The organism is Luteibacter aegosomatis (genome assembly GCF_023078455.1).
Lineage (GTDB): Bacteria > Pseudomonadota > Gammaproteobacteria > Xanthomonadales > Rhodanobacteraceae > Luteibacter > Luteibacter aegosomatis.
Genome location: NZ_CP095740.1, coordinates 2145558 through 2168836 on the forward strand (window position 1 = coordinate 2145558; position 23279 = coordinate 2168836).

General features: G+C 66.5%; 18 protein-coding genes and 1 pseudogene. 8 read left to right on the top strand and 11 right to left on the bottom strand.

What is annotated here, in order from left to right:
* Positions 1 to 7 precede the first annotated feature (7 nt).
* The 4 genes from L2Y94_RS09820 to L2Y94_RS09835 form a co-directional block, all read right to left on the bottom strand.
* Positions 8 to 1669 carry a hypothetical protein gene (locus L2Y94_RS09820; RefSeq protein ID WP_247374752.1) on the bottom strand — a complete coding sequence of 554 codons (1662 nt, stop codon included), beginning with the start codon at positions 1667 to 1669 and terminating at the stop codon, positions 8 to 10.
* 10 nt (positions 1670 to 1679) lie between these two features.
* Positions 1680 to 2345: a tellurite resistance TerB family protein gene (locus L2Y94_RS09825; RefSeq protein WP_247374754.1), complete on the bottom strand. Its 666-nt coding sequence runs from the start codon at positions 2343 to 2345 to the stop codon at positions 1680 to 1682.
* 78 nt (positions 2346 to 2423) lie between these two features.
* Positions 2424 to 5561, bottom strand: coding sequence for a DEAD/DEAH box helicase (locus L2Y94_RS09830; protein WP_247374757.1), 3138 nt, complete (start codon positions 5559 to 5561; stop codon positions 2424 to 2426).
* A gap of 359 nt (positions 5562 to 5920) precedes the next feature.
* Positions 5921 to 6604: a helix-turn-helix domain-containing protein gene (locus tag L2Y94_RS09835; RefSeq protein ID WP_247374760.1), complete on the bottom strand. Its 684-nt coding sequence runs from the start codon at positions 6602 to 6604 to the stop codon at positions 5921 to 5923.
* A 187-nt stretch (positions 6605 to 6791) separates the two neighbouring features.
* On the opposite strand from L2Y94_RS09835, the gene L2Y94_RS09840 reads away from it, so the two are divergent.
* Together L2Y94_RS09840 and poxB are read left to right on the top strand one after the other, a co-directional pair.
* Entirely contained in the window at positions 6792 to 7622 is an 831-nt protein-coding gene (locus tag L2Y94_RS09840; protein WP_247374761.1) for an NAD-dependent epimerase/dehydratase family protein, read from the top strand.
* Between the two features lie 213 nt (positions 7623 to 7835).
* Positions 7836 to 9557 carry a ubiquinone-dependent pyruvate dehydrogenase gene (poxB, locus tag L2Y94_RS09845; protein ID WP_247374763.1) on the top strand — a complete coding sequence of 574 codons (1722 nt, stop codon included), beginning with the start codon at positions 7836 to 7838 and terminating at the stop codon, positions 9555 to 9557.
* A 32-nt stretch (positions 9558 to 9589) separates the two neighbouring features.
* Here poxB and L2Y94_RS09850 read toward each other — a convergent pair whose 3' ends face one another.
* Positions 9590 to 10240: a TetR/AcrR family transcriptional regulator gene (locus tag L2Y94_RS09850; protein WP_247374764.1), complete on the bottom strand. Its 651-nt coding sequence runs from the start codon at positions 10238 to 10240 to the stop codon at positions 9590 to 9592.
* A gap of 38 nt (positions 10241 to 10278) precedes the next feature.
* Between L2Y94_RS09850 and L2Y94_RS09855 the strand changes: the two genes are divergently transcribed.
* Positions 10279 to 11145 (top strand): SDR family oxidoreductase, encoded by an 867-nt coding sequence (locus L2Y94_RS09855; RefSeq protein ID WP_247374765.1) that lies wholly within the window; start codon positions 10279 to 10281, stop codon positions 11143 to 11145.
* Positions 11146 to 11221: 76 nt separating this feature from the next.
* On the opposite strand, the gene L2Y94_RS09860 is transcribed toward L2Y94_RS09855, so the two are convergent.
* Together L2Y94_RS09860 and L2Y94_RS09865 are read right to left on the bottom strand one after the other, a co-directional pair.
* Complete coding sequence (locus L2Y94_RS09860; RefSeq protein WP_247374766.1) at positions 11222 to 13111, bottom strand: S8 family serine peptidase; 1890 nt, start codon at positions 13109 to 13111, stop codon at positions 11222 to 11224.
* Between the two features lie 10 nt (positions 13112 to 13121).
* Positions 13122 to 15440 carry an adhesin gene (locus tag L2Y94_RS09865; protein ID WP_247374767.1) on the bottom strand — a complete coding sequence of 773 codons (2319 nt, stop codon included), beginning with the start codon at positions 15438 to 15440 and terminating at the stop codon, positions 13122 to 13124.
* A gap of 153 nt (positions 15441 to 15593) precedes the next feature.
* Between L2Y94_RS09865 and L2Y94_RS09870 the strand changes: the two genes are divergently transcribed.
* A complete protein-coding gene (locus tag L2Y94_RS09870) occupies positions 15594 to 17306 on the top strand; it encodes a hybrid sensor histidine kinase/response regulator (RefSeq protein WP_247374769.1) in 1713 nt (570 codons plus the stop codon).
* Here the strand turns inward: L2Y94_RS09870 and L2Y94_RS09875 are convergent.
* The 3 genes from L2Y94_RS09875 to L2Y94_RS09885 all read right to left on the bottom strand — a co-directional run bounded on the left by L2Y94_RS09875 (position 17293) and on the right by L2Y94_RS09885 (position 18920).
* The gene (locus tag L2Y94_RS09875) at positions 17293 to 18045 is read right to left on the bottom strand and encodes a response regulator transcription factor (RefSeq protein ID WP_247374771.1); all 753 of its coding nucleotides are present in this window, start codon (positions 18043 to 18045) and stop codon (positions 17293 to 17295) included. The genes L2Y94_RS09870 and L2Y94_RS09875 overlap by 14 nt on opposite strands.
* Before the next feature lie 204 nt (positions 18046 to 18249).
* Positions 18250 to 18402, bottom strand: coding sequence for a DUF2256 domain-containing protein (locus tag L2Y94_RS09880; protein WP_425602450.1), 153 nt, complete (start codon positions 18400 to 18402; stop codon positions 18250 to 18252).
* 53 nt (positions 18403 to 18455) lie between these two features.
* Entirely contained in the window at positions 18456 to 18920 is a 465-nt protein-coding gene (locus tag L2Y94_RS09885; RefSeq protein WP_247374776.1) for a hypothetical protein, read from the bottom strand.
* Between the two features lie 165 nt (positions 18921 to 19085).
* Between L2Y94_RS09885 and L2Y94_RS09890 the strand changes: the two genes are divergently transcribed.
* From L2Y94_RS09890 to L2Y94_RS09900, 3 genes and pseudogenes are all read left to right on the top strand, one after another.
* Entirely contained in the window at positions 19086 to 19337 is a 252-nt protein-coding gene (locus L2Y94_RS09890) for a hypothetical protein (protein ID WP_247374777.1), read from the top strand.
* A 90-nt stretch (positions 19338 to 19427) separates the two neighbouring features.
* A pseudogene (locus tag L2Y94_RS09895) lies at positions 19428 to 19802 on the top strand (GFA family protein); the annotation flags it as partial.
* A gap of 273 nt (positions 19803 to 20075) precedes the next feature.
* On the top strand, positions 20076 to 21629 hold the full coding sequence (locus L2Y94_RS09900) for a putative bifunctional diguanylate cyclase/phosphodiesterase (RefSeq protein WP_247374781.1): 1554 nt from the start codon (positions 20076 to 20078) through the stop codon (positions 21627 to 21629).
* A 5-nt stretch (positions 21630 to 21634) separates the two neighbouring features.
* Here the strand turns inward: L2Y94_RS09900 and L2Y94_RS09905 are convergent, their stop codons facing one another.
* Positions 21635 to 22228 carry a TetR/AcrR family transcriptional regulator gene (locus L2Y94_RS09905; RefSeq protein WP_247374782.1) on the bottom strand — a complete coding sequence of 198 codons (594 nt, stop codon included), beginning with the start codon at positions 22226 to 22228 and terminating at the stop codon, positions 21635 to 21637.
* A gap of 121 nt (positions 22229 to 22349) precedes the next feature.
* Between L2Y94_RS09905 and L2Y94_RS09910 the strand changes: the two genes are divergently transcribed.
* Complete coding sequence (locus L2Y94_RS09910) at positions 22350 to 23264, top strand: oxidoreductase (RefSeq protein ID WP_247374783.1); 915 nt, start codon at positions 22350 to 22352, stop codon at positions 23262 to 23264.
* The last annotated feature ends 15 nt before the right edge of the window (positions 23265 to 23279 follow it).

The following is a 23279-nucleotide window of genomic DNA, read 5'->3' on the forward strand; positions in this document are numbered from 1 at the left end:
GCGTGGGCTACGCACCCGCCACATGCGTCGGATCACCGATGGCCTCGAGCTCGAGTACCAGGACTTCACACAGCGCAGCGTGTTCGAGCGCACCGCTCGTCAGCCGCGTAGTGGACTGCCCGAGCCGGCGAGCCTCGTTGACGCCGAAGAGATCGAGCTTGTCGAGGGCGTAGGCACTGAGCGCCATGACGACGGCGGTGATCGAGCCGACGATCACCGCGGTGGCCACGTCAGCGAGAAAACCGAGCGCCGGGACCGAGGAAATGTACTTGTGGACGATTTCCTCGAGCACGATGCCGCCGATGACGACCCCGCCCGCGAACGCGATCTTCGTGGCCTCGTGCAAGGTCTCGCGATAGCTCGTGCCGTCGGGAGGGAAGACGACCATCTTCAGCGCGCGAACCAGCGACAGCAGTCCCTCACGGACCATTCGCGCGAGGCGCTTCTGTGTCGTGACGAAGACGTTCACGAGCGTGGTGACGATGCTGTTGAGCAGGCCTGCGATGGCGCCACCCTTGAACGCCTGGACCGCGTGGGACCACTTCGAGGCGACGCGGGTCGCGACGCTCCTGAATCGTTCGAGAAGCTCGTCGGTCATGGCGGCATGTTTGCGGCCTTGCCGGTACCAGTCGTCGGCCTCCTCGAACACGCTGGCGAAAAATTCGGTCAGCAATTCGCCGAAGGCCTGCTGAATGCCCACCGTGACGGCTTCGCGGCCTCCCTGGAGCGCCACGTTGCCCGCGAACTTCCTGCTGCCGTAATACGCTTTGTCGACCACGGCATCGCCGTCGGCTTCCGCCTTCCTGCCTGCCGACTCACTGTGTTCGCGGTCGACGCTTTCCAGCGCTTCGAGCTTGGCGAGGGTTTTTCGATCCTTGTCCGTCAACGGGGTCGCCACGCCCTGTTCGCGTAACTGCGCTATCTGCGCCTGCCGCTGCTCGCGCGTCTGCGACAGGCGTTCGTTGAAGCGCTCGGCACCATCGGCCTTCTTGGACTTGTTGATGCTTTCTTGGGTCGAAGCGAGGTTGGCCTCCCGGTTGGCGAGATCCGGGCCATCGACGCCGGCGAGCACGCGGCCCGGATCGTCGTGGATCGCCTTCGCGGACTTGAGGTGGTCGAGGTTGCGTTTCGCGTCGGCGGCGAGCGGCTTGCCGGTGTGGACGTCGATCAGCGTTCCCGCCGCGTGCTGTTCACCCTGGCGCTTGTTCGTGGCGACGTAGTCTTGATGGGCGTGATAGGCGCCGGAGTCGTACTCGCCGCGGTTGGCATAGGCATCGGCCTCGCCCTGGGTCGCGTAGATGCCTTGCCGGGCGTTGTGGATGGTGTCGACGTTGCCGCCCACGCGGTCCGCCGCGCCGACCACGGCGCCGAGTCCGAACGGTCCGGCGATGGATTGCAGCACGCCACGGCGCGCGTCGACCATCAGTCGCCCGAACCGCTCGCGCTCGATGTCCTGAGACATGCGGTTGAGTAGGCTCTCGACTTCTGCGTGGCAGACCGAGAGATCCACCGGTTGCTCGCGGTCGGCCACGCGGTCGACGAAGGCCTGATCGACATGGCCGATGTCGAGGGGTTCGCCGTTTTCCGAAGGCAATCCGACGAGTCGGGGCCCGTCGCTGGCTTGGGTGAGAATCTTTCTGGCTTTGAAGCGATCCAGGCGATCTGACATGGTCGTGGCCTCAGGCAGCGGCTTTCAATTGCGCCCACTGGGCGCGGAAGGCCACTTCCTTTTCATGGACGTGCCCATCGGACTGGATGACCATGTCGATGATTTCGTCGAAGAGATCCATGGAGTCGGTGCCGTAGGCCTTGGCCAGTTCGAAGGCGGTCGCCATGGAAGGCGGATGGGCCGCCATGGCCTCCAGGTCTTCCCTGACCTTGGCAGGCAATGCGGTGCTCGCGAGGCCTCCGATGAACTCCTCGATGTCCCGCTTTTCCTCGGGTGCGACCACGCCGTCGCACGCGGCGCAGGCCATGCCCACCGCGTGCATGGCGGTAATCAATGCGAAGTACTGGTGGCTTTCCCTCGCGCGACCGACAGCCGCATCGAGCGCGGCCTTGAGCTTGTCGTATTGGGCATTGGACCGGGCGGCGCCGCGCGCCTCGCCGCGGGCTTCGGCTTTCTTTTCGGTATCGTCGAACATCGATGCGGCAGCGCCTGCCGCACCTCCGACCGCCGACGCGATGGCCGCGCCGGCAAGCGTGACCGCGCCTACGCCTCCTGCCACGGGCAGCGCGACGACCGCCGCCACGCCGGCGGCCGCGCCGCCGAGCACTTTCCAATAGCTGACCGAACCATCGGCGCGCTTGAGAAAATCAAGGTCAAAATCGAAGTCCCAACCCATGTGCTTCCCCCTGGTGAAAAGGCCGGACTGTCGTCGGCCGTCGATGTCGGTTGCGTGATGTATGTTCGAGCGTTCGGCTCATGCCTGGAATGACGTTGCCACGTGTGGATCTCGTTCGCTGAGATCCTGGACGGGCAACAGTTCCATGACGTCGCGGAATAGGTTGCGATGCCGCCAGTCGTCCTGGTCGCCGATGACGTAGAAACGGCGCTTGGCGCGCGTCGCCGCCACGTTGAGCAGGTTGGGTTCGGCCACGGCCCAGTCCCGTGCGCCGGGCGCGTCGGCATGGCCTCCCATCACCATGATGACCACGGCCGATTCCTTGCCCTGCATCGTATGGATGGTGCCGAACGTCATGCCCTTGGGTAATAGGGGGGACAATCGCTGCCTGACCTCCTTGAACGGAGTGACGACGGCGATGTCCGAGGTCTTCACACCCTCCCTGGCCAGCCGGGCAAGCAGGAGCGATAGCACCTCGCCCTCGGCCGGAACCCAGTTGCCCTGGGACGGCCCGCGTGCCCGGAACCAGCCCGTGGGCAAGCTGGCGGGTGTTTCCCTCGCCGGCTTCGGTGCGATCGTGCCGTAGACCATCGCACCGTCGTAAGCGATCCGGTTGGCGAGGGTATACATGGGACGGTCGCATCGCCGATGGACCACCAGCGGAAGACCGACCCATGCCTTGGCGCCCGAAGGGCCGATGCGGCGTCCCCAGGTGGTGGCCTCGTCGGCGAGGGTCTGCGCGGACTGGCGCGAGGGGAGCCAATGGGGATCGACCCGGTAGATCGTTCGCATCCCTTCGAGCACGGCATCGGACACGGTGACGATGGGCTTGAGCTGCATCGGATCGCCCACCAGCACGGCACGGCGCGAACGCCACAAGGCACCCACGGCCGCCTGCGGCGTGGCCTGGCCTGCCTCGTCGACGAGCAGCCAACCGATATCGCCTTTGCGCAAGGAGCCGAACGAGCGCGCGAACGAGGCGAACGTGCTGCTGAGAACGGGCACCACCATGAACAGGGTCGCCCATGCCGAGCGTATGGCGTCGTGCGATAGCCCCTGATAGCGGGCGCCCATGACGATGGCGTTCGCGAGGGATAGGTTGGAGCGGACGCGCTTGGGCTCCAGTTCCATGAACGTGCGGTGCAGCTTCAGCGCCTGAATGAAGACGCCGGCCCGAGCCCGCCGATGGCCTTCGATCATCCATGGCTCGGCCAGCTCGATGGCATGGGTCAGGTCGAGCGAGCCGGTATGCGCCCACTGTTCGAGGTGCGTCGCACCGTGCGTCGCCGCCAGGGCGGCGATGCTCTGGCGTAGCGTGGCATGCTGGCTTTCCAGTCGCGCCAGTTCGTCCTGGATACTGGCGATGTCCGCTGCCGTGGTTGCGTCTTTGTACTCCCGAGCCAACCGAACGCGAGCATCCGCCCACAAGCGTCCGGCCCGCCAAAGACTAAAGAGGTTCGACCAGAATCCGGGACGAAGCCGGTCGTGACGATTCAGCGCATCCAGGCTCGCATCGAGTCGTTCGCCTATCTCGACGCCCTTGTTCTCCTCCAGCGCCTTTTTAAGCTTGATGTCGAGGAGTGTCGCCCGGAGAGCCGCGAGTTTCTTCCGCGTAGCGAGGACGCTCCCGCCGCGTTTGATGGCGTTCGGCAGAAGCAACCGGATGCGATCGGCATCCTCGCGGCATGTGTCGACGCGTGCCTTGGCCGCTAGATACTCCGAAACGGCGATTTTCCACATCGCCTGGCGATCACTCGGCGAGCGTCCTTTGTTGGCGTCGACATACTCGCTGAGGTAGGCATTGATACCCTTGGAGGGGCTTTCCGGATTGGCATCGGCGCCTTCCGTATCCGTCGTTTCGCCAGCGGCGAACAGGTCGGCGAGCGGATGGGACGTCTCTTCCTCTTCCTCCATCGACTCGTCGGCCATCGCCTCGGCGGCGGCTTCCTCCGCGGTCGGAGCGCGTGGCCGTTTGCCGTCGAAGTAGCGTTCCACGAAGGCCTTTCGGCGCGACTGACTGCCGAGGGCGCCGGAGACGAGACCCCAGGCGTCACTGCCGGCCAGCAAGGAGGCGACATCGGCGAAGTGTTCCGCTTCCGGAAGCCAGCTCTCGTCCACTCTGTCGCGTTGGGGAAGCTCCAGCGTGATGTTTTCGACGGCGCCGTTGTTGGACGAAGCCACCACGATCTCGAAGCCGTGTAGCGCGTCCCTGAGCGGGTAGCCGATGCATTCGCCCTCGACGCCGTTCGCTTTCTCGAGGCTTCCCGTGAACGCGTCGGACGCCCGGTTCAACCCGGCCAGGACATCCGCCCGCTGCACCACGATGGCGGCGATCAGGTCACGGAGCAGGGTGGTCTTGCCCGTACCGGGTGGCCCGTTGATGCCGATCAGGCCCTGTCCCGTTCCGAGCGTGGAAAGAATCCGGTTCACCGCCAGCTGCTGCGAGTGGACGAGGCCGAGATGCCTTTCCGAAGGCCAGCAGCCCGGTGCATAAGTATGGGGAAACAGGCTTTCGATGCATGCCGGACCCGATGCGCGCTCGTCGATCGTGAAGCGCGCACTTTCGTCGTGTCGAGAAAGGTACCGGCGCAGCGGTTCGCTGATCACTCCTTGGCCCACGCTCGTGGCTACGGCGGACAGGTCATCTAGCAGGAAGCTGTTGAGCGGGTCGTCTTCGCGCTCGGGCTTTTTCTTGCGAATGGGTTGCGATCGGATATGCACGCGTGCGGCGTCCGCGTCGCCGAACACGTCGCGGACCTGAAGCAAGTCGAGTATCCAGTGCGTCAGTGCCCGAAGCGCGTCCCCCGTCGCCGGGGTTTCGAACGTCGTTTGCGCATGTTCCCTGGCTCGCTTCTGGTCCGCGTCGAAGCCCAGGGTCCAGTCGTTTCCGTTCAACGCCTTGCCGAGAAACCAGGCTTCGCTGGAAAGTACGAGCGAATCGGGCACCATCGCGCCTTGCTCGTCGAATTTCACGGCGAAGACGGTGGAGGTCCTTTGTTGAGGCTCGCTGTACCCGAGGTCGGGAACGAAGATCTTCTTCAACTGTTCGGCGACGATTCGGCTGTCGTACGCATGCACGTAAACGGTGTGGCTCCATGCCCATCCCTTGGGGATGGCCTTGCCCCGCATGATGCTGCCGGGGTGCCACGGGAGCACCGGTGCTCCCACCGACGTGGGATGGACGAGCGAGTCGTACCGGTGCTTCTGCCCCTTCACATCTGGCACCGCCTGAGGTTGAAGCAACTCAACCGAGTGCCAGTATCGGACGATGCGTTCCTGGTCCATCAACCCTGTTCTCCTGCCATGTCCATGCGTACAGGCTAAGTCTATCCTCAGCGGGAGGCGCGGTGAACTCGTCTGGCGAGGGCCAAAAATTTGACGATCGACGGATTATCTTCGCGCCATGCCGGTGCCGTGCTCGAACGACCTTCGGGGATGGTTTACCGCATGCGCCTGGCTCGTGCGTGACGCTACGACGTCAGGGAAGATTGTTTCGCGAAGCCGGAGCGATATTCCCTGGAAACGGAAGGGGAACGAACGTCGACGGTTTGCCAAGCGGACTTTGTTTTCCGCCTTCACCGGAAGGACATCACGCCACGCCGTTTCCGTACTTCCGCCATGAACTTCCGCGGCGTCGTGCCCGCTATGGCGTGAAAGTCCGCGATGAGATGGGCCTGGTCGTAATATCCGGCATCGATCGCGAGGCCTGACCAGTTCGTTCGGCTTTCGTCGAGCGCCTGGCGCACGGCGCGATCGAATCGCTTCAAGCGGGCGAACGTCTTGGGACTGAGGCCAGTCGACTGCTGGAACATGCGGCGCATGTGGCGCTCGCTCACGCCGAGTTGGCGGGATACCTCGCCAACGCTCGCAAAGGCCAGGCGTTCCGCCGCGTGTTGGACGAAGCGGCACGTCGCACCCGGCGGCGATGAGGCATAGCGGTCGGCAAGCGCATGTTCCAGCGCCGAGGTTGCTTCGGCGTCGTCTGGCATCCGCGCGAGCTTTTCCATCAATGCGTGTGCAGCATCGCGCCCCCACAACGCGTCGACGGGAATCGTATGCCCCGCCAATGCCGTGGCCGCCACGCCGAAGACGGCTTGGTGTGCGCCCAGCGGAACCCGCGCGAACACGATGCGTTGCCCCGCGCATACCCGCTTGCGACGAACACGCTCGCGCATGCCGAGGACGTGCAGATCCACCCCGCCGGGAATGGACGGACCGCGGCGAGCCACCAGATAGGCGTCGGTGTTCGGACCGGCCACGAGGTCAAGGAAGCCGGCCGGTGGGAGGGAGGACATGTCGGGATGCTCATGACATGGGGTGATGTCTGTACGCATGGACGCACTTTTAGCACAAGCGCGGCATGTCGGAACCGCTGTCCGGTTTATCCAATCCTCCCTCCGTGCCGTCGATACCCTAGGTATCTGGTCATTCGAAAGGACATACGGCATGAAGATTCTCGTCACCGGTGCGACCGGCAAGGTCGGTTCGCGCCTCGTGGGTCGCCTGCTCGAAAGCGGCGAGCAGGTGAGGGTGCTGGTACGCGATGAGGAACGTGCCCGGGCTATGTTGGGCGACCACGTGGAGCGGGTGCAGGGCGACCTGCTGGCCCCTGACTCCCTGGTCCAGGCCGTCGAAGGCATGGACGCGGTCGTCCACTGCGCGGCGTACTTCCGGGGAGCGACCAGCGAACAGGCGCACGCCACCAACGACATGGGAACCCGACACCTGGCGGAAGCCAGCAAGAAGGCCTCGGTGGGCCGTTTCGTCTTCGCCAGCACGGGCCTCGTGTACGGTCCCAAAGGCGGCGCGCTCGCCAACGAAGACGATTCTTGCGATCCACCGGATGCCTATCCCCTGAGCAAGCTTGCCGCCGAGAGGATGCTGCTTTCCATGGACGGGCTGGACGTGCGCATTCTCCGCTTTCCGTTCGTCTATGGCGCGGGCGATCCGCACATCCAGGAGGTCGTTCCGCTCATGCGCGGGTTTCCCCCAGGCATGAAGATGTCCCTCGGCCATCATGACGACATCGCCCAGGCGGTCATCCGCCTGCTTCATGCGAAAGCGCCGAAGCATCGCATTTACAACGTGGTCGACGACGAAGCCCCGGACATCGCCGAGTTGTTCGCGGCGGTCGGGGAGCTTCCTCCCGATGGATCGCGGGCCGAACGGGCGGCGGCGTTCTCTACGCGGATGGATGGCCGGCGGATTCGGGAGGACCTGGGTTTCACGCCGATCTTCCCGCGCTTCCAGGATGCCGTGGAAGCCGACGCCCTTTGATCTTGCCCGTGCGGGCACGCACATCTTCTTCGATCGATGAGGGCCCTTCGGAGCGTGATACCAAAAAGACAAGAATCGGACGCGAAATGGTATATACCGGGAAGCAGCGGCAGCCACGCTCGCTCGCGGGCGTGCGTGGCCCCCATCGTTTCGCATGGGGCGGCCCTGAAGTCACCGCGTCGCTTCCCTCGACCGATCGCAAAGGAACGGAGCATGGCCAACGTCGCAGAACGCATCGTCGAAGTACTCGAGGCCGCCGCCGTCGAGCGGATCTACGGGCTGGTAGGCGATTCGCTCAACGGCATCACCGAAGCGCTGCGAGTTCACGGGCACATCGCATGGGTGCCGGTGCGCCATGAGGAGGTCGCCGCCTTCGCCGCGGGAGCCGAGGCGGCGTTGACGGGCAAGCTCGCCGTCTGCGCCGGAAGCTGCGGGCCCGGAAACCTGCATCTCATCAACGGGTTGTTCGACTGCCATCGCAATCGCGTGCCGGTCCTCGCCATTGCGGCGCATATCCCGGGCACGGAGATCGGTTCGAGTTATTTCCAGGAGACCCATCCCCAGCAGCTCTTCCAGGAATGCAGCCACTACGTCGAACTGGTCTCGGATCCGGCGCACGTGCCGCGCATCATCGAGACCGCCATCCGCGAGGCCATCGTCAAGCAGGGCGTCGCCGTCGTCGTCATCTCCGGCGACATGGCGCTGCGCGAGGCCGGCGAGTGGCTCGCGGCGAAGCGGCCGGTGCCGCGCGCGCCGCGCATCGTCCCGTCGTCGGACGATATCGATGACCTCGCGACGATCCTCAACGACAGCCGCCGCCTGACGATCCTGTGCGGTGCCGGCTGCAAGGGCGCGCACGATGCCGTCGTGGAACTGGCCGAGCGCCTGCAGGCGCCCATCGTCCACGCGCTCCGGGGCAAGGAGCACGTCGAGTGGGACAACCCCTATGACGTCGGCATGACCGGACTCATCGGGTTCTCGTCGGGTTATGTCGCGATGAACGAATGCGACACCTTGCTCATGCTCGGAACGGATTTCCCGTACCGGCAGTTCTATCCGCAGAAGGCGAAAATCGTCCAGGTCGACGTGCGCGGCGAGAACCTCGGGCGACGCTGCCGGTTGGAACTCGGCGTCGTCGGCGACGTCAGCGAAACGTTGGCCATGCTTCTTCCGAAGCTCGAGGCCAAAAGCGACGGGTCGCATCTTGCCGCCGCGGTCGACCACTACAAACAGGCCCGGCGCGATCTCGATGCTCTGGCGCGTCCCGACTCCACCCACCGGCCCATCCATCCGCAGCTGGTCGCGCGGCTCGTCAGCGAGCTTGCCGACCGGGATGCCATCTTCACCTGTGACGTCGGCGAGCCGACCGTATGGGCGGCCAGGTACCTCGCGATGAACGGGGAGCGCCGGCTCCTGGGTTCGTTCCTGCACGGGTCCATGGCCAACGCGATGCCGCAGGCGATCGGAGCGCAGGTCAGCCATCCCGGCCGCCAGGTCATCTCGCTGTCGGGCGACGGCGGCTTCTCCATGCTGATGGGCGACCTGCTCACCATCCGCCAGTCGAAGCTCCCGGTGAAGGTCGTCATCTTCAACAACGGCCTGCTCGGCTTCGTGGACATCGAGATGAAGGCCGCGGGCTTCCTTCCCGTCCATACGGATCTGCACAACCCGGACTTCGCGGCGATGGCGAACGCGGCCGGTATCACCGGCATCCGCGTCGAAGACCCGGCGCAGCTACGCCAGGCATTGGAAACGGCTTTCGCGCATGACGGGCCCGTGGTGGTCGACGTCGTCACCGATCGCCTCGAACTCGTCATGCCGCCGAAGATCACCCGCGAGCAGGCGAAAGGCTTCAGCCTGTGGATGTTGAAGGCCGTACTCAACGGAAAGGCGACGGAAATCGTGGACCTCGCCCGAAGCACCCTCGTTCGCTGAGGGGGATATCCCATATCGTCGACGGCTCGTTCCTAACGATGTCCGACGCGTAATCCACCGAGCAGTAGGTCGACCATCCGAATCGCCGACGCACGCCATTCGTCGTCGGGATTCAGGTTGGCGATCCCGCCGATGGCCCGCAGCAGATCGACGGGAGAAATATCCCATCGGATATCTCCTGTCGCCGAGGCGGCGTTCGCCAATCGATCGAGCGCGGCAGTCACGCGTACCGAAGCGTCCGATGCCAGCGAATCCGTCCCACCGATCAGCGTGCCCAGCACCTCGGCCATGCCTTTCTTGACGGCCAGGAAGTCGACGAACAACAGCAACCATTCGCGCAGCGCCGCAACCGGTGGATGCGCCGACTGGAGTCGCGTCGCGGCATCCACGAGCGCATCGGTTTCCTGCCGATAGATCGCCTCGATCAACACGTCCCGCGAGGGAAAGTGCCGGTAGAGCGTGCCGATGCCCAGACTCGCGTCGCGCGCGATCTGTTCCAGGCTGGCGCTCGCGCCGCGTTCGGCGAAAGCACGCTTTGCGAATTCGATCAGGAGCGCGCGATTGCGTTCGCCGTCGGCGCGGGCTTTACGACGGGGAGGGGAAGGGGAATCTTTGGCCATGGCGACGAGGGAAGCTTGATAAACGGAGGCTGCCGCCGTATAAATATTCGGAGGTAGCCTCACCTTATCACATTCCGCCCCCACGACCTCGGAGCAAACCCATGAAAACATGGTTGATCACAGGCATCAGCAGCGGTTTCGGCCGAATTATGGCCGAGAAACTCCTGGCGGCGGGCGACCGCGTTGTCGGCACCGTCCGCAACCCTGATCCCCTTGGAAGCCTCAAGGCCTCCTATGGGAAAGCGCTCCACCTCGCCGAACTGGACCTCGCCCGCACCGACACCATCCGTCCGGTCGTCGACCAAGCCTGGGCAACCATGGGGCGGATCGACGTCGTTGTCAGCAACGCCGGCTACGGCCTGATGGGCGCGGCCGAAGAAGTCACCGACGACCAGGTCCGCCACCAGATCGAAACGAACCTGGTCGGCTCGATCCAGCTCATCCGCGCCGCGTTGCCGCACCTGCGGGCGCAGGGCGGCGGACGCATCCTTCAGCTTTCCAGCATGGGCGGTCAGGTGACCTTTCCCGGCGGCTCGCTCTATCACGCCACCAAATGGGGCATCGAAGGCTTCGTCGAGTCGGTCGCGCAGGAGGTGGCGATGTTCGGCATCGGCTGCACCATCGTCCAGCCGGGTGGTGCGCGCACCGACTTCATCCATCGCAGCGCGACCGTCGGACCGCGCAACCCCGCGTATGACGACGCCCCGTCACGCATGGTCAATCGTGTGATAGAAGACACGACCTTCAAGTCGGCGGGGGATCCCGAAAAGATGGTCGACGCCATGATTGCCAGCGTTTCGCAGGATCCGGCGCCCTTGCGCCTTGCACTGGGCAGCGACGCGTACACGCTGTTGTCGAAAGCCTATGCCTCACGTGTCGAGGCTCTCGAAGCGCAACGCGAGCTCGCTTGCTCGACCGATCTGGCCGGGCAGGAGGCAACGCGTTGGTACGAGAGGCAGGACGCCTGATGAAAGCGAATCGGGTCATAACGACTCGCTGCCATCTCCTATCCGCGCGGCTTCGCAGCCGCGCGTGGCAACGTCATCAACGAGGCGGGACGTAGCTCGCCATGACGCTCACGTTCGCGAAGTCCTGCACGGCGTAAAGCCGGACGTAGTAGGTGCCCGCGACGGGCGTCGGAATAACGACGCTTTCGGTCGTGCCCGGGCGTACCGATCGAACATCGGCGTCGGAGCCGTCGGCGGCCGGGATGCTCCCGACCTTGACGAACAGCGACGCATCGCCCGTGCCGCCCACGCTGCGAATCACGAGGTTGCGCGCACCGGCGGGCACGTCGATGCTGAAAGCGACCGAGCCGCCGGCGGCGCGCTGACTCGGCGCGGAGAGCTGGTTCGCCACCAGCGGCGTGACCTGGGGTGGCAGCGTCACTCCGAGCACGGCCGCCACCGCCGCTTGCGCGTCGAGCACGCCGCTTCCGATGGCGACGTCCGGCGTGCGGGAAAACGGCCGCGTGTTCGCGGCCAGCAGGTTTTTCAATGCCGCTGGCGTGGGCACGGGGCGATTCGCCTGGATCGCGGCGCCGATCATCAGGGCCGCCACGGCGGAGACGTGGGGCGTGGCCTGCGACGTACCCGCCATGCCGGCGTAGGTGGCGCCTCCGTCTTCGACGGCGACCGGCGAGGTCGTGCCGGTGTTGTAGGCCGCCCAGATGAAACCCGCCGGATTGGCGATGGCGCCGGTCGACGCGTCGTTCGCGTAGATACCGCCGCCAGGCGCGGCCAAGGTAACGATGTTGCCGAAGTTGGAATAGAACGCGCGACGGCCGGTGATGCCGGTAGCGGCGACGGTCACCACGCCCGGACAACTCGCGGGCGTGTAGTTGGCGGCGTCGTCGTCCGCGTTGCCGGCGGCCACCACGACGAGCGCGCCGTTGCCCATCGCGCTCGCGATGGCATCGCGCGTGACGCCGTCCGAGGCGCATCCGCCGCCGCCGCCGAGGCTCATGTTGATGACCGTCGCCGGATGCGTGTTGTCCGGCACGCCGTCGACGTGGCCGCCCGCGGCCCACACGATGGCATCGGCGATGTCCGAGGTGTAGCCGCCGCAATGGCCCAGCGCACGGATGGGAAGCACCTTGGCGCCCGGCGCGACGCCCGCCGTACCCATCCCGTTGTTCGTGCGCTCGGCGATGACGCCGGCGACGTTGGTGCCGTGCCAGGTACTTTGCTCGGGCGGATTCGCGCCGTCGGTGCACGCGCTTTGCCAGGGCTCGCCGTTGGTCCAGTCGCCGATGTCCCAGCCGCCCGGCACGCGGCCGTCGGTGTCGCGTCCCGATACCATGTGGTCGACGATGAAGTCGTAGCCGGCGTCCGCCAGCGACGTATCCAGGTCATCGTGCGCCGTGATGCCGGTGTCGATCACCGCCACCGTCACGCCGGTGCCGTCGACCCCCGCGAACGTGTCCCACAGCGCGGGCAGGTTGATGCCGCCGACGGGGTCGCCGAAATCCCATTGCAGTTCCGCATATCCCGGATCGTCCGGCGCGACGGCGGCGGCGCGCGACGAACGCACCGCATGCATCATCAGATCGGGCTCGACGTGCAGTACGGCGGGATCGGCGGCGAGGGCGTTCATGGCCGCGCGGGCGCCGTTGGCGTCGAGCGGACGCGACAGGGTCATGACCGTTCCGCCGGCCGTCATGTGGCGCACCGTCCTGGCGGTCGCGGGAAGCGCGCGACTCGCCGTGGCGCCGCGGTTCAAGGCGGCGTTGGCGTTCTGCGCCGCGGCGTCCAGCCGGATGCGTTCGGTACTGCCGTCGCGGTAGCGCACGATGAAGCGTTGGTAGCGGCCGGTGGCCTGGAGGCCCGAGGCGTCCACCTTGCCGTCGGTGGAGGCGGCGAGGGCATCCACGGGAAGGGCGCCGAGGACGGCGACCGCGAGGAGGCAGGGCGTGATGAAGTGCTTGAAGATCATGTTGCGGTCCTCACAGGTCGACGCCGAAACCGACGCCGGTGGATTTCTCGGAGCCGCTGAAAGCGCCACCGATGCTCATGCGGGCGTGCTCGCCCAAGGTCGTGGCGTAACCGACGGACAGCGCGCGCTGATTGCCCTGTGCGCCGGCACCGACCGCGATGCGGCCGGCGGCCGAGGTCACGCCCGCCGCGTTGATGGCCATCTGCGTGCTGGCGGCCCCGATGGCGCCGATCCGGTCGACGCGTCGGTCCAGGTTGCGGAACCGGTCGTCGAACTGCCCGCGCATCGCGTCGAACCGTTGATCGGTGTACGCCTTGGCGCTCTTCAACGTGGTCGCGTCCTGCTGGTCGGCATAAGTCCGGGCCGATTGAATGGCCTGGTTCACCTGACCCACGTTGGCGGCATCGCTCGCCGCCGTTCCGGCGGCCACGTTGGTCATGCGACGCTGGCTGGTGGCGTTACCCACCGAGACCGTGTCGGCCTGGTCGGCGATCGCGCCCGCACCCAGCGCCACGCTGTTGGCGGCCGTCGCGGTAGCGCCCTGGCCCACGGCCGTGCCCGATGCCGCGGTGACGTGCGTGTCCGCACCGATCGCCACCGCGTTGGTGGCCGTGGCATCGATGGTCGCGTTGCTGCCCACCGCCGTGCTGCCGTCCGCGCCTATGGTGGCGTTCTTGCCCACGGCCGTGTCGCGGCCGTCGGTCGCCACGCTGCCGTCGCCGATCGACACGCCGTTGCCGTGACCATGGCCGGGCCCCTGGCCGCCGCCATGGCCCAGTTGATCCCGCAGGCCGCGGATGTCGTGCAACGCGCCCGACAGCGAGCCATCCAGCGCCGCGAACGCCGAGCCCACGTCGTTATAGGTGGCGCCCTGGACGAGGTAGGCCGGTGCCGTGAGGCTGCCGGCCACGTACGCGGCACCGCCGCCGAATGCCGCCGCCACCGCCGCGCCGTTCTGGCCCGCGCCCCCCGTCACGCCCGCCACGGCGTCGTTGAGCTGGCCCAGGTTCACCGCGTCCGTGGCCTCGGTGCCCGCCGCGAGGTTGGTCAACTGGCGGGTCTGGATGTCGTGCTGGTTGCCCTGCGAATCCGTCCATGGGGCGGCTGCGCCGATCGAGACGGTGTTGTCGCGATCGGCCTGCGAACCCACGCCCAACGCGACGCTGTTGGCGCCCAGCACCATGGTGTGGCTGCCGAGGGCGAGGCCACCCGTGCCGAACGCCTGGGCGGCGTTACCGAGGGCGACCGCGTCGACGGCGTCCTCCACGGGATTCACGGCCTGCGTGCCCGCGCGACAGATCCAGCAGCCACCGTCATCACCACCGCCATCGTCAGGCGGCGACGGTCGCTGGCCGCCCGTCATGGCGCCCGAACCGATGGCGATGCTGCCGGCGCCACGCGTGTAGGCCTGGGGACCGATGGCGACGGCGAAGTCGTCCTGGGCCAGTGCCGATCCGACCGCGACGGAGGCGTAGCCCTGGGCGTTGGCGGCCGTGCCGAGCGCGCTCGACAGGCTGCCGGTGGCTTGGGCGCTGGTGCCCACCGCGGTATCGGCGCCGTACTCGCTCATGGCGATGGCGGTTCCGCCGAACGCGGTTTCGTCCTGGCCGATGGCGCGCGAGCCGGTGCCGACGGCGATCGACCATTCGCCCGAGGCCTTGGCGCCATAGCCCACGGCCACGGAGAACAACGTGTCGGCACTCGAGAAGTTGCCGATCGAGGTGGATGCCGGTCCCGTCGCCTGCGCCTGGAGGCCGATGGCGACACCCTGGTCGCCGCTGGCATTGGCGCCCACACCGAGGGCCAATCCGAAGTCGGCCTGCGCGGTCGCACCCGCGCCCAGCGCCACCGCGGTGTAGCCGGTCGCGCTGGTCACCGAATCCACGAGGCCCGTACCCGATGGAGGAGGAATGGCGGCCGCGCCGCCCAGCGCGATGGCACCCGTACCCGCCGAGACGCTGCCGTAACCTACGGCCACGCCGTTGTCGCCGGTGGCCGTCGCGAATGCGCCGACGGCCGACGAGCCCACGCCACCTGCGAAGCTGAAGCCGCCCAAGGCGAGCGTGTTGTCGGCGAACGCCTGGCTGGCATAGCCGAACGCCGCACTGGCCGCGCCGAGCGCGCTGCTGGCCGCACCCGCCGCGATGGCGTTGGTGCCCGGCTCGGCGTAGGCGTCGTCGCTGCCGTCGTCCGCGCCGTCGACCGCCACATGGCGGTCGGCGGAGGTGGAGGGCGGCGGCGCATCGGCTGCGGCAGCCCAGGTCGGGATGCTCAACGCCAGCACGATTGCAAAACGCAGGCGCCAAAACGTCTCTGGTAGTTGTTTCACACGGTTCTCCCCGAAAACGAACGGAATGGGCGTCGCCGGTGCCCCCAGGGTCCTCCCGCGCGGCGAGCCTGATGTCCTGAATCGCCGGCGTTGCGCCGGGTCGAGGGGATCGTAAGATTGTCATCGCCGCTTCACACGCACGGACATTCACCGATGCTCACGAAGATTCACCGGATGAAGGGATTCGTCGACTGGCTGCAGCGCGCGCCCATCGCGGACAAGGTGGAACGGCGCTATGCGCCCGCATTGCAAGGCCTGATGGCTTTCATCCTCGTGACGATTCCGGGTAACTGGGCCTATCACCTGGCGGTGGTGCGTACGCCCTTGCGGCGAGACATGGCCGTGGATATCGGTGCCGATGTCGTGGTCTGGGCCGGTGCGGGATTGGCCTTGTGGTTGATCCGTCGCGGCCGATTGCGACGCGCCGTCCAATCCTTCGTCGCCGCCATGCTGTTGGCGCTGACGGCCATGTACGTCAGCGTGGGCCTCACGCGGCAGTTACTGGACCAGACGTACCCCGTTCTGACCATCGTGCTTGGCGGCCTGGTTCTCGGACGCCGGCAACTGTGGACGATCTATGGGCTGCTCCTCGCCATGTTCTGCGGCGGCGCCGTTACGGACGTGCTGATGCTGACGGCCCGTGCGTATGCGAGGCCATGGATCGGCGCGGCCAACCTGCCGTCGCTGGCGATGAGCTACTTCGCCATCACGTTCATCGTCGACCGCTGCGTCAAGGCACTCCACGACGAGATGCTGGCACGTGAGCTGGCGCAAGAAGAACTGCTTCACGCGCAGAAGATGGAAACCGTCGGACGCCTGGCCAGCGGCGTAGCGCACGATTTCAACAACGTGCTCGCCGTCATCGCCGGTTACGCCGACCAGGTGCGCGACAGCGCCGACGCACGTCGCCTGCGCGACGCGGTCGGCGGGATGGCCCTGGCCGCCAGGCGAGGCGCGGCCGTCAGTCGCAAGCTGCTTACCTTCAGCCGCCGGGAGACTCCCCGTCCCGAGGTGATCGACGTGGGTGCGGCCGTGGCCGAGGCCGTTCCCATGTTGCGCCAACTGTTCACGTCTCCCCAGTCGGTCATCCTCCATGATGTGCTGCCGCAGCCGGCCCATGTCCGTATCGATCGCGCGCAGTTCGAATTGTCGCTGCTGAACATCGCAGCCAATGCGCGTGACGCGATGGATGCCGCCGGCGTTTTCACGGTGACCGTGCGGCCATGGACGCATTCGGCCGTCGCTGGTGTCACCGTCGAACTCAGCGACGATGGAACAGGCATACCGGAAGAGGTCGCGTCGAGGGTGTTCGAGCCATATTTCACGACCAAACCCGCCGGCGCCGGCACGGGATTGGGCCTGGCGGTCGTGCGTGAGGTCATGGCCGCTGGAGGAGGGCAGGCGGCCGTGGTGAGCCGGCCGGGAATGGGCACGACGGTGCGCCTCTGGCTGCCCATGGTGGCGGCTCCCATGCCCGCGCTAGCCACGCCGGCCCACCGTGCGCTTCGCGTCCTGCTGATCGAAGACGAGATCGAATTACGCCATCTGCTGCTGGATGCGTTCGACGATGCCGGTCATGTGGCCATGGGCGCGAGCACGGTCGACGAGGCCGTCGATGCGCTCGCCCAGGTGAACGACGAGTGGGATCTGGTCATCAGTGACGGTCATCTTCCCGGCAACGTCGATGGGCGGCTGGCATGGCTCGAGACGGCGGCGCCCATCGTGCTCATCTCGGCGACCGCCGAACCGGAAGCGCATCGTCTGCGCGCCTTGGGCCGCAGCGTGCATTGCCTGCCGAAGCCGTTCGCGCCCGCCGCGCTCGTGGCCATGGCGCCCAGCCTGGCCCAGCGTGTCAGGGCAGCATGACGTAGCCGGCGCCACGCACGGCACGCAGGGGAAGCGACTCGTTCGAAGCGTCGGCGATCTTCGCGCGAAGCCGGTGCACGAGCATATCCAGGCGGTGGAGATCGAAGTCGTAGATGTCCGTCGTCAGCGCGCTGGCCATTTCGGTTCGCGCCACCGGCCGCCCCGGGGCGGCGAGCAGCAAGGCGAGGACCCTGCGCTCGGCGTCGTTCAACGCGACGGAGCGGCCCTTGGGGGAAACGAGGCACCAGCCGCTTTCATCGAGGTGCCATGGGCTGCGCCCGGGCTCGGACCCGTTGTCCCGCGGCGGCTGCAATCGTCGTCCCAGGCTATGCAGCGTCGCGGCCAGCTCGGCGACGTCCACGGGCTTGGCGAGGTAAGCGTCCGCACCGCCCATGAGGCCGCGAACGCGGTCGTCGATGGCGCTCCGGCCCGTGAGCATCACGATGCCGACGTTCGAGCGGGCACGCAGCGTATTTGCCAGGTCGAAGCCGTTCGCATCGGGCAAACCCACGTCGAGGATGACGATGTCATAGGTGTGTCCGGCATCGGTGAACTCCGATGCCGTTCCGTAAGCGTCGCAGGCGAAGCCGAACGTGCGCAGTCCCGGCATCAGGATCAGGTCGCGTAGCGGCACGTCGTCTTCGACCAGTGCGATTTGCAAGGCGTGGGGTGGCGGCGTCTGGGCATGCATCACGCATGGATAGACAGCCGCCTGCAAGGTGTCAAGTTGCCTCCCCACGAATGTCGCCCGGGGATGCAATCGGGAGACGCGGCGGGATGGCTAACTACAGAACGGGCCTGAGGCAACGTCCAGGTAGAGATGCGAGCGGTTTTCGGTGAGTGCCAACTATTTCGCCGAGGTTCTGAGTGAGCCCGAGTGGCGATGGCCTGCGCGTGCGCGTCGGTAACCTATGCATCGACACGCAGGCGGTGGTGGGTGCCGTCAAGACGGCGATGGCGGTGTTTTCCTCGCCTGCCGGCAGCGGTCCGAGCAGTAGCGCACCTCGTCCCAATCACGCGCCCACTTCCGGCGCCAGGTGAAGGGACGCCCACAGGCGGCACACACCTTTTGGGGCAGGTCGATTTTCTTCTTCATCCTGGCCATCGAGCCACACCTTATCGCGGCTGCCTCAGGAGGGCTGCTTTCGCTCAGGTACCGGCACGGGCCGAAGGCAGCACGCTGCGCAGATCGTCGGGAAGCGCGTCGACCGGGCAGTAGTCGTACTTGCCACCGTTCGTGCCCGGCATCGAAAAATGCGTCGCATCCCTGACCACGATCGTCTGTTTTTCCGTGAACGGCTTGCCGGAGCCGTCGCCTTCGTCGTTGCACGTCTGGCTCACGTCGAACGACGTACCGGCCTTCGTTTTTCTCGTGGAGATCACGTGGGCGGCGCAGGCGCTGGTATGGGCGGTGCCGAGGCCCTTGCCGTCGTAGAGCTTGATCGCCGCGTTGGGTGGGCTGCCGCAATCGGTTCCCCGGACGACGAAAATGCCCGGCACGAGCGGATAGATACCCGACGCTTTCGGTGACGTAGCCGTGCTCGCCTGCACGGGAGGCATGCCGGCGACGCCCAGCATGACGGCGGTGGCGACCCATGCCATGAAACGACTCATGTCGGTACCCTCCGAAAGAAGCGCCATTATCCATGGGTCCGTTTGCCATGTCGCTTTTTCCGCCCGTTTTCGCAAATGTGAAGGTTGGCTTATTCAAGCGAACCCCGGGGAGGCCGACACAGGATCGATGCCGGCCTCCCCAACCGGCGATACGGAAGGTGGTTCATGCTGGGCAAGGTCATCTGGTTTCATGAAGAACTTCGCATGGCGCTCATCGAGCGCGCCGGGGGCTTCACGGTGGGTTCGGTCGAAGCCGGCTTCCTGACGTTGGGCGGACGGGTCGAAGGCGATTTCCGCCATGAAGGCCCCACGGTGCTCCACGACGTGGAGAGCGCCCGGTCCGTCGCGTTCCTGGTCGAGGCCGACGCGGTCACCGAAGAGGAGGCCAACGAGCTGCTGGGGATCATGCGCGGCTGAAGTATCGGGCGAAACGCCGTCCAAGGTCGGATAATGGCCCGCATTCCATGAAACCATGCGGGCTTTCCCGGAGCCGAACGGATCCATGCCATGAGCGATACGACGAAGCGGGTGCACGCGGGCCAATGCCACTGCGGTGCCGTGCGATTCGAAGCCACCTTGACCGACGGTTTCCGTACGATCCGTCGCTGCACGTGTTCCTATTGCCGCATGCGAGGCGCCGTCGTCGTGTCGGCGGAGATGGGCGGCATCCGCTTCCTGCGCGGTGAAGACGTGCTGACCCGCTACCGTTTCAATACGGGAGTGGCCGAACATTTCTTCTGTTCGCGATGCGGGATCTACACCCATCACCAGCGCCGCTCCAATACCGCGCAGTACGGCGTGAACGTGGCTTGCCTGGACGGCGTCAGCCCCTTCGATTTCCATGAGGTGCCCGTGATCGATGGCGTGCGGCACCCCAAGGATCACGACGGGGAATACCGGTGGGCGGGAACGCTCAGATTCGAACCCACGCCCGTCAGCGACGACGTCCCTACGCCGGCTCCCGCCAGTTCCTGAGCGATATCCATGTCGTGAATCGATGGCGGGAGCGGTGATGGTAGGTCGAACAGGGAGCGTTGTTCCTGTTATGCAAAATCGGCCGCCATACCAGCGAGTTGTCGTCCACTTCACCTGAATCCAGGCACATGGGAAGCCTGGCCGGAGACATCTATGGGCAACGGGGTAGGGGATTGGGTGATGCGCCATCGTTTTCAGCTCTGGGACTTCGCCGTGGTGCTGGCCGTCACCGGCATGCTGGTGTTTCTCGGGCTGGAGTACGACTTCCTGCGCAAGCGCGGGATGTCGACGGGTGAAGCCGCAGCGCTGGAGTTCGAGGAGCTTGGCATCATCGCCCTGGTGGTCGCCGCCTTCGTCTACGTCATGCGGCGGCGCATGCAGGCGCAGGCGAGGGAGGTGCAGCGCCGGATCGATGCCGAGCGACACGCGCGCACGCTGGCCATGCAGGATCCCCTGACGGGCCTGGCCAATCGGCGCCGCTTCGACGAAGCGGTGTCCTCGGCGATCGTCGCGCCGCCCGGCGCGGCCCGGTTGCATGCGGTGTTCATGCTCGACCTCAATCGCTTCAAGGCCATCAACGACGTGTACGGCCATCCCGTCGGCGACGAGGTGCTCCGCGTGGTCGCGGCGCGCCTGGCGGCCGCCGTGCGTCAGGACGACCTGGTGGCCCGGCTGGGCGGCGACGAGTTCGCCGTGGTGGCCACGCACCTGTTCGGCCCGGAAGAGGTCACCAGCATCGGCATGCGACTCATCGAGGCGGTGCGCGATCCCGTGCAGCTGGATCGCCAGGCGCACTCGGTGGGCGTGGGCATCGGCGTGGCGCTGTTTCCGCAGGATGCGCAGGATGCGGCGGAGCTGGTACGTCGCGCGGATATCGCGCTCTACCGCGCGAAAGCCGAGCGCGTGTCGTCGATGAACTATTTCCAGGCCGACATGGACGAGCAGATTCGCGCCCGCGCCGAATTGGAGGCGGCGTTGCGCGAGGCGGTCGCCGAGCGGCGCATCGAGGTGCATTACCAGCCCCAGGTGGACCTGGAGACCGGGCGGCTCATCGGGTTCGAAGCATTGGCGCGGTGGCACGACCCGCGATGGGGCGATATTCCACCCGAGCGCTTCATCCCGGTGGCCGAAGAGTGCGGCGTGATCAACGAACTGGGTACGTGCGTGCTGCGGCAGGCGTGTCGCGATGCCACCACGTGGGGCGACGATATGCTGGTGTCGGTGAATATCTCGCCGGTGCAGCTCCAACGTCCCGATTTCGGCGATTTCGTGACCGGCACCCTGAGGGAATACGGATTGCCACCGTCGCGGCTGGAGCTGGAGATCACCGAGAACACGCTGGTGCGCGATCTGCACGCCGCACGGCAGGCGCTCACGGGCTTGCGCGACGCCGGCGTGCGCATCGCCCTGGACGACTTCGGCACGGGCTATTCGAGCCTGTACCACCTGCGGGCGTTCAAGGTCGACCGCATCAAGATCGACCGCAGTTTCGTCGACAGCATGGCGACCGAGCCCGAGAGCGTGGCGATCGTGCGTGCCCTCATGGGGTTGGGACATGGCCTGGGCGTCAAGGTCACCGCCGAAGGCGTGGAAGACGCGGCGCAGCGGGTAGCCCTGCTGGGCGAAGGCTGCGACGAAGCGCAGGGCTTCCTCTTCAGTCAGGCCATGACGGCCACGGAGGCACTGGATGCCATCCGCGCGGCCGGCGCAACATCCGCGCGAAACGATCCGTAACCAGGCTACCGGGGCTCCACTCGCAGGCTCTCGAACGTCTCGCGCAGCATCTGGGCGATCGGCCTGCGCTTGCCAGTCTGCTCCCGCCACGCCTGCAGGGTCAGCCTCATCGCGCCGACGGCGACCACGGCCACCATGCGCAGCCCGATCTGCCGCTCGGGTTGCCGCCACACCTGGGCCAGCGCCTCGTAGATGGCGCGCTCCAGCTCCGCGTAGTACGCCGGCTTTCGGGCGAGCAAGGCCTCGCTCGAACGCATGAGATCGTCGACGGCCGTCATCTCCTCGGTGGTGTAGCCCGCGATGTGCTTCACCATGATGTCGCGCACCGCGTCCAGCGGGGAGGCGTCGGGCGATGCCCGGAGAAGATCGGCGACGAGGCGGTCCGAGTCGGCGGCCTGCCAGAACAGGATGATCTCGTCCTTCGACCTGAAGTAGGCGAAGAAGGTGCGGCGTGAGATGCCCGCCTCGGCGGCGATGGCGTCGAGCGTCGTGGCGTCGTAACCGTGGATCATGAAGAGCCGTTGGCCGGCCTCGGCGATGCGCTGGCGGGTTTCCCGCCGCTTGCGCTCACGCAGCCCCTCGTCGGGAAGCGTATTCATGGGGACGTGGCGGCCGGCATGCGAACGATCCTCTTGCATTCGTGCACCGAGTGCATTAAAAAATGCACTCAGTGCAATAATATTCATGGCGCGAAAGCGACTTTACACCGGGAAACCCATTATGGCGAAGTGGACGACGGCGGACATTCCGCCGCAGCAGGGCCGCACGGCGGTGGTCACGGGCCCGGGCGGGCTCGGGTTCGAGGATGCGTTGGCCCTGGCACGCGCCGGCGCGCACGTCATCCTGGCGGGGAGGAATCCGACGAGGGGCGCGGCGGCGGTGGCGCGCATCAGCGAGACGGTACCGGGTGCGAACGTCACATACGAGGTGCTGGATCTTGCAAGCCTGGCGTCCATCGAGTCCTTCGCCGCACGGTTGCGCGACTCGCTAGGCAGCCTGGACCTGCTGATCAACAACGCGGCGGTGATGAGCCCGCCGACGCGCCTCACCACCGTCGACGGTTTCGAATCGCAGCTTGGCACCAACTACCTCGGGCATTTCGCGTTGACGGGCCGACTCCTACCCTTGTTGCGCAAGGGCGACGCGGCGCGCGTGGTCAGCCTGTCCAGCGTCGCGGCCCGGAGCGGTGCGATCCGTTTCGACGACCTGCAATCGGAACGCGGCTATGCGCCGATGTCGGCCTATGCGCAGTCGAAGCTCGCGTGCCTGATGTTCGCACTGGAGCTGCAACGCCGCGCCGACGCGGCCGGTTGGGGCATCCGCAGCATGGGCGCGCATCCGGGCATTTCGAGGACCGACCTGATTCCCAACGGATTCGGTCCGCGCAGTGCCGCCGGCGTGGTGCGGCGCCTATTCTGGTTCCTGTTCCAGCCGGCCGCGCAAGGCGCCTTGCCGACGCTCTTCGCTGCAACGTCCCATGAGGCCCGGGGCGGTGCCTATTACGGGCCGGACAGACTGAGCGAAGTCCGTGGCTTCCCCGCCGTGGCGAAGGTTCCGTCACAGGCGTTGGACCGGCAAGCCGCCGACCGCCTGTGGAGCGAATCGGAACGACTCACCGGCATGGTCTACGCGTAACGCCGGGAAGCGGGC

Bases quoted from the DNA above. Each gene is read 5' to 3' on its own strand.
- L2Y94_RS09820 (WP_247374752.1), bottom strand. From the start codon at position 1,669: ATGTCAGATCGCCTGGATCGCTTCAAAGCCAGAAAGATTCTCACCCAA.
- L2Y94_RS09825 (WP_247374754.1), bottom strand. From the start codon at position 2,345: ATGGGTTGGGACTTCGATTTTGACCTTGATTTTCTCAAGCGCGCCGAT.
- L2Y94_RS09840 (WP_247374761.1), top strand. From the start codon at position 6,792: ATGAAGATTCTCGTCACCGGTGCGACCGGCAAGGTCGGTTCGCGCCTC.
- poxB (WP_247374763.1), top strand. From the start codon at position 7,836: ATGGCCAACGTCGCAGAACGCATCGTCGAAGTACTCGAGGCCGCCGCC.
- L2Y94_RS09855 (WP_247374765.1), top strand. From the start codon at position 10,279: ATGAAAACATGGTTGATCACAGGCATCAGCAGCGGTTTCGGCCGAATT.
- L2Y94_RS09860 (WP_247374766.1), bottom strand. From the start codon at position 13,111: ATGATCTTCAAGCACTTCATCACGCCCTGCCTCCTCGCGGTCGCCGTC.
- L2Y94_RS09870 (WP_247374769.1), top strand. From the start codon at position 15,594: ATGCTCACGAAGATTCACCGGATGAAGGGATTCGTCGACTGGCTGCAG.
- L2Y94_RS09880 (WP_425602450.1), bottom strand. From the start codon at position 18,402: ATGAAGAAGAAAATCGACCTGCCCCAAAAGGTGTGTGCCGCCTGTGGG.
- L2Y94_RS09885 (WP_247374776.1), bottom strand. From the start codon at position 18,920: ATGAGTCGTTTCATGGCATGGGTCGCCACCGCCGTCATGCTGGGCGTC.
- L2Y94_RS09890 (WP_247374777.1), top strand. From the start codon at position 19,086: ATGCTGGGCAAGGTCATCTGGTTTCATGAAGAACTTCGCATGGCGCTC.
- L2Y94_RS09900 (WP_247374781.1), top strand. From the start codon at position 20,076: ATGCGCCATCGTTTTCAGCTCTGGGACTTCGCCGTGGTGCTGGCCGTC.
- L2Y94_RS09905 (WP_247374782.1), bottom strand. From the start codon at position 22,228: ATGAATACGCTTCCCGACGAGGGGCTGCGTGAGCGCAAGCGGCGGGAA.
- L2Y94_RS09910 (WP_247374783.1), top strand. From the start codon at position 22,350: ATGGCGAAGTGGACGACGGCGGACATTCCGCCGCAGCAGGGCCGCACG.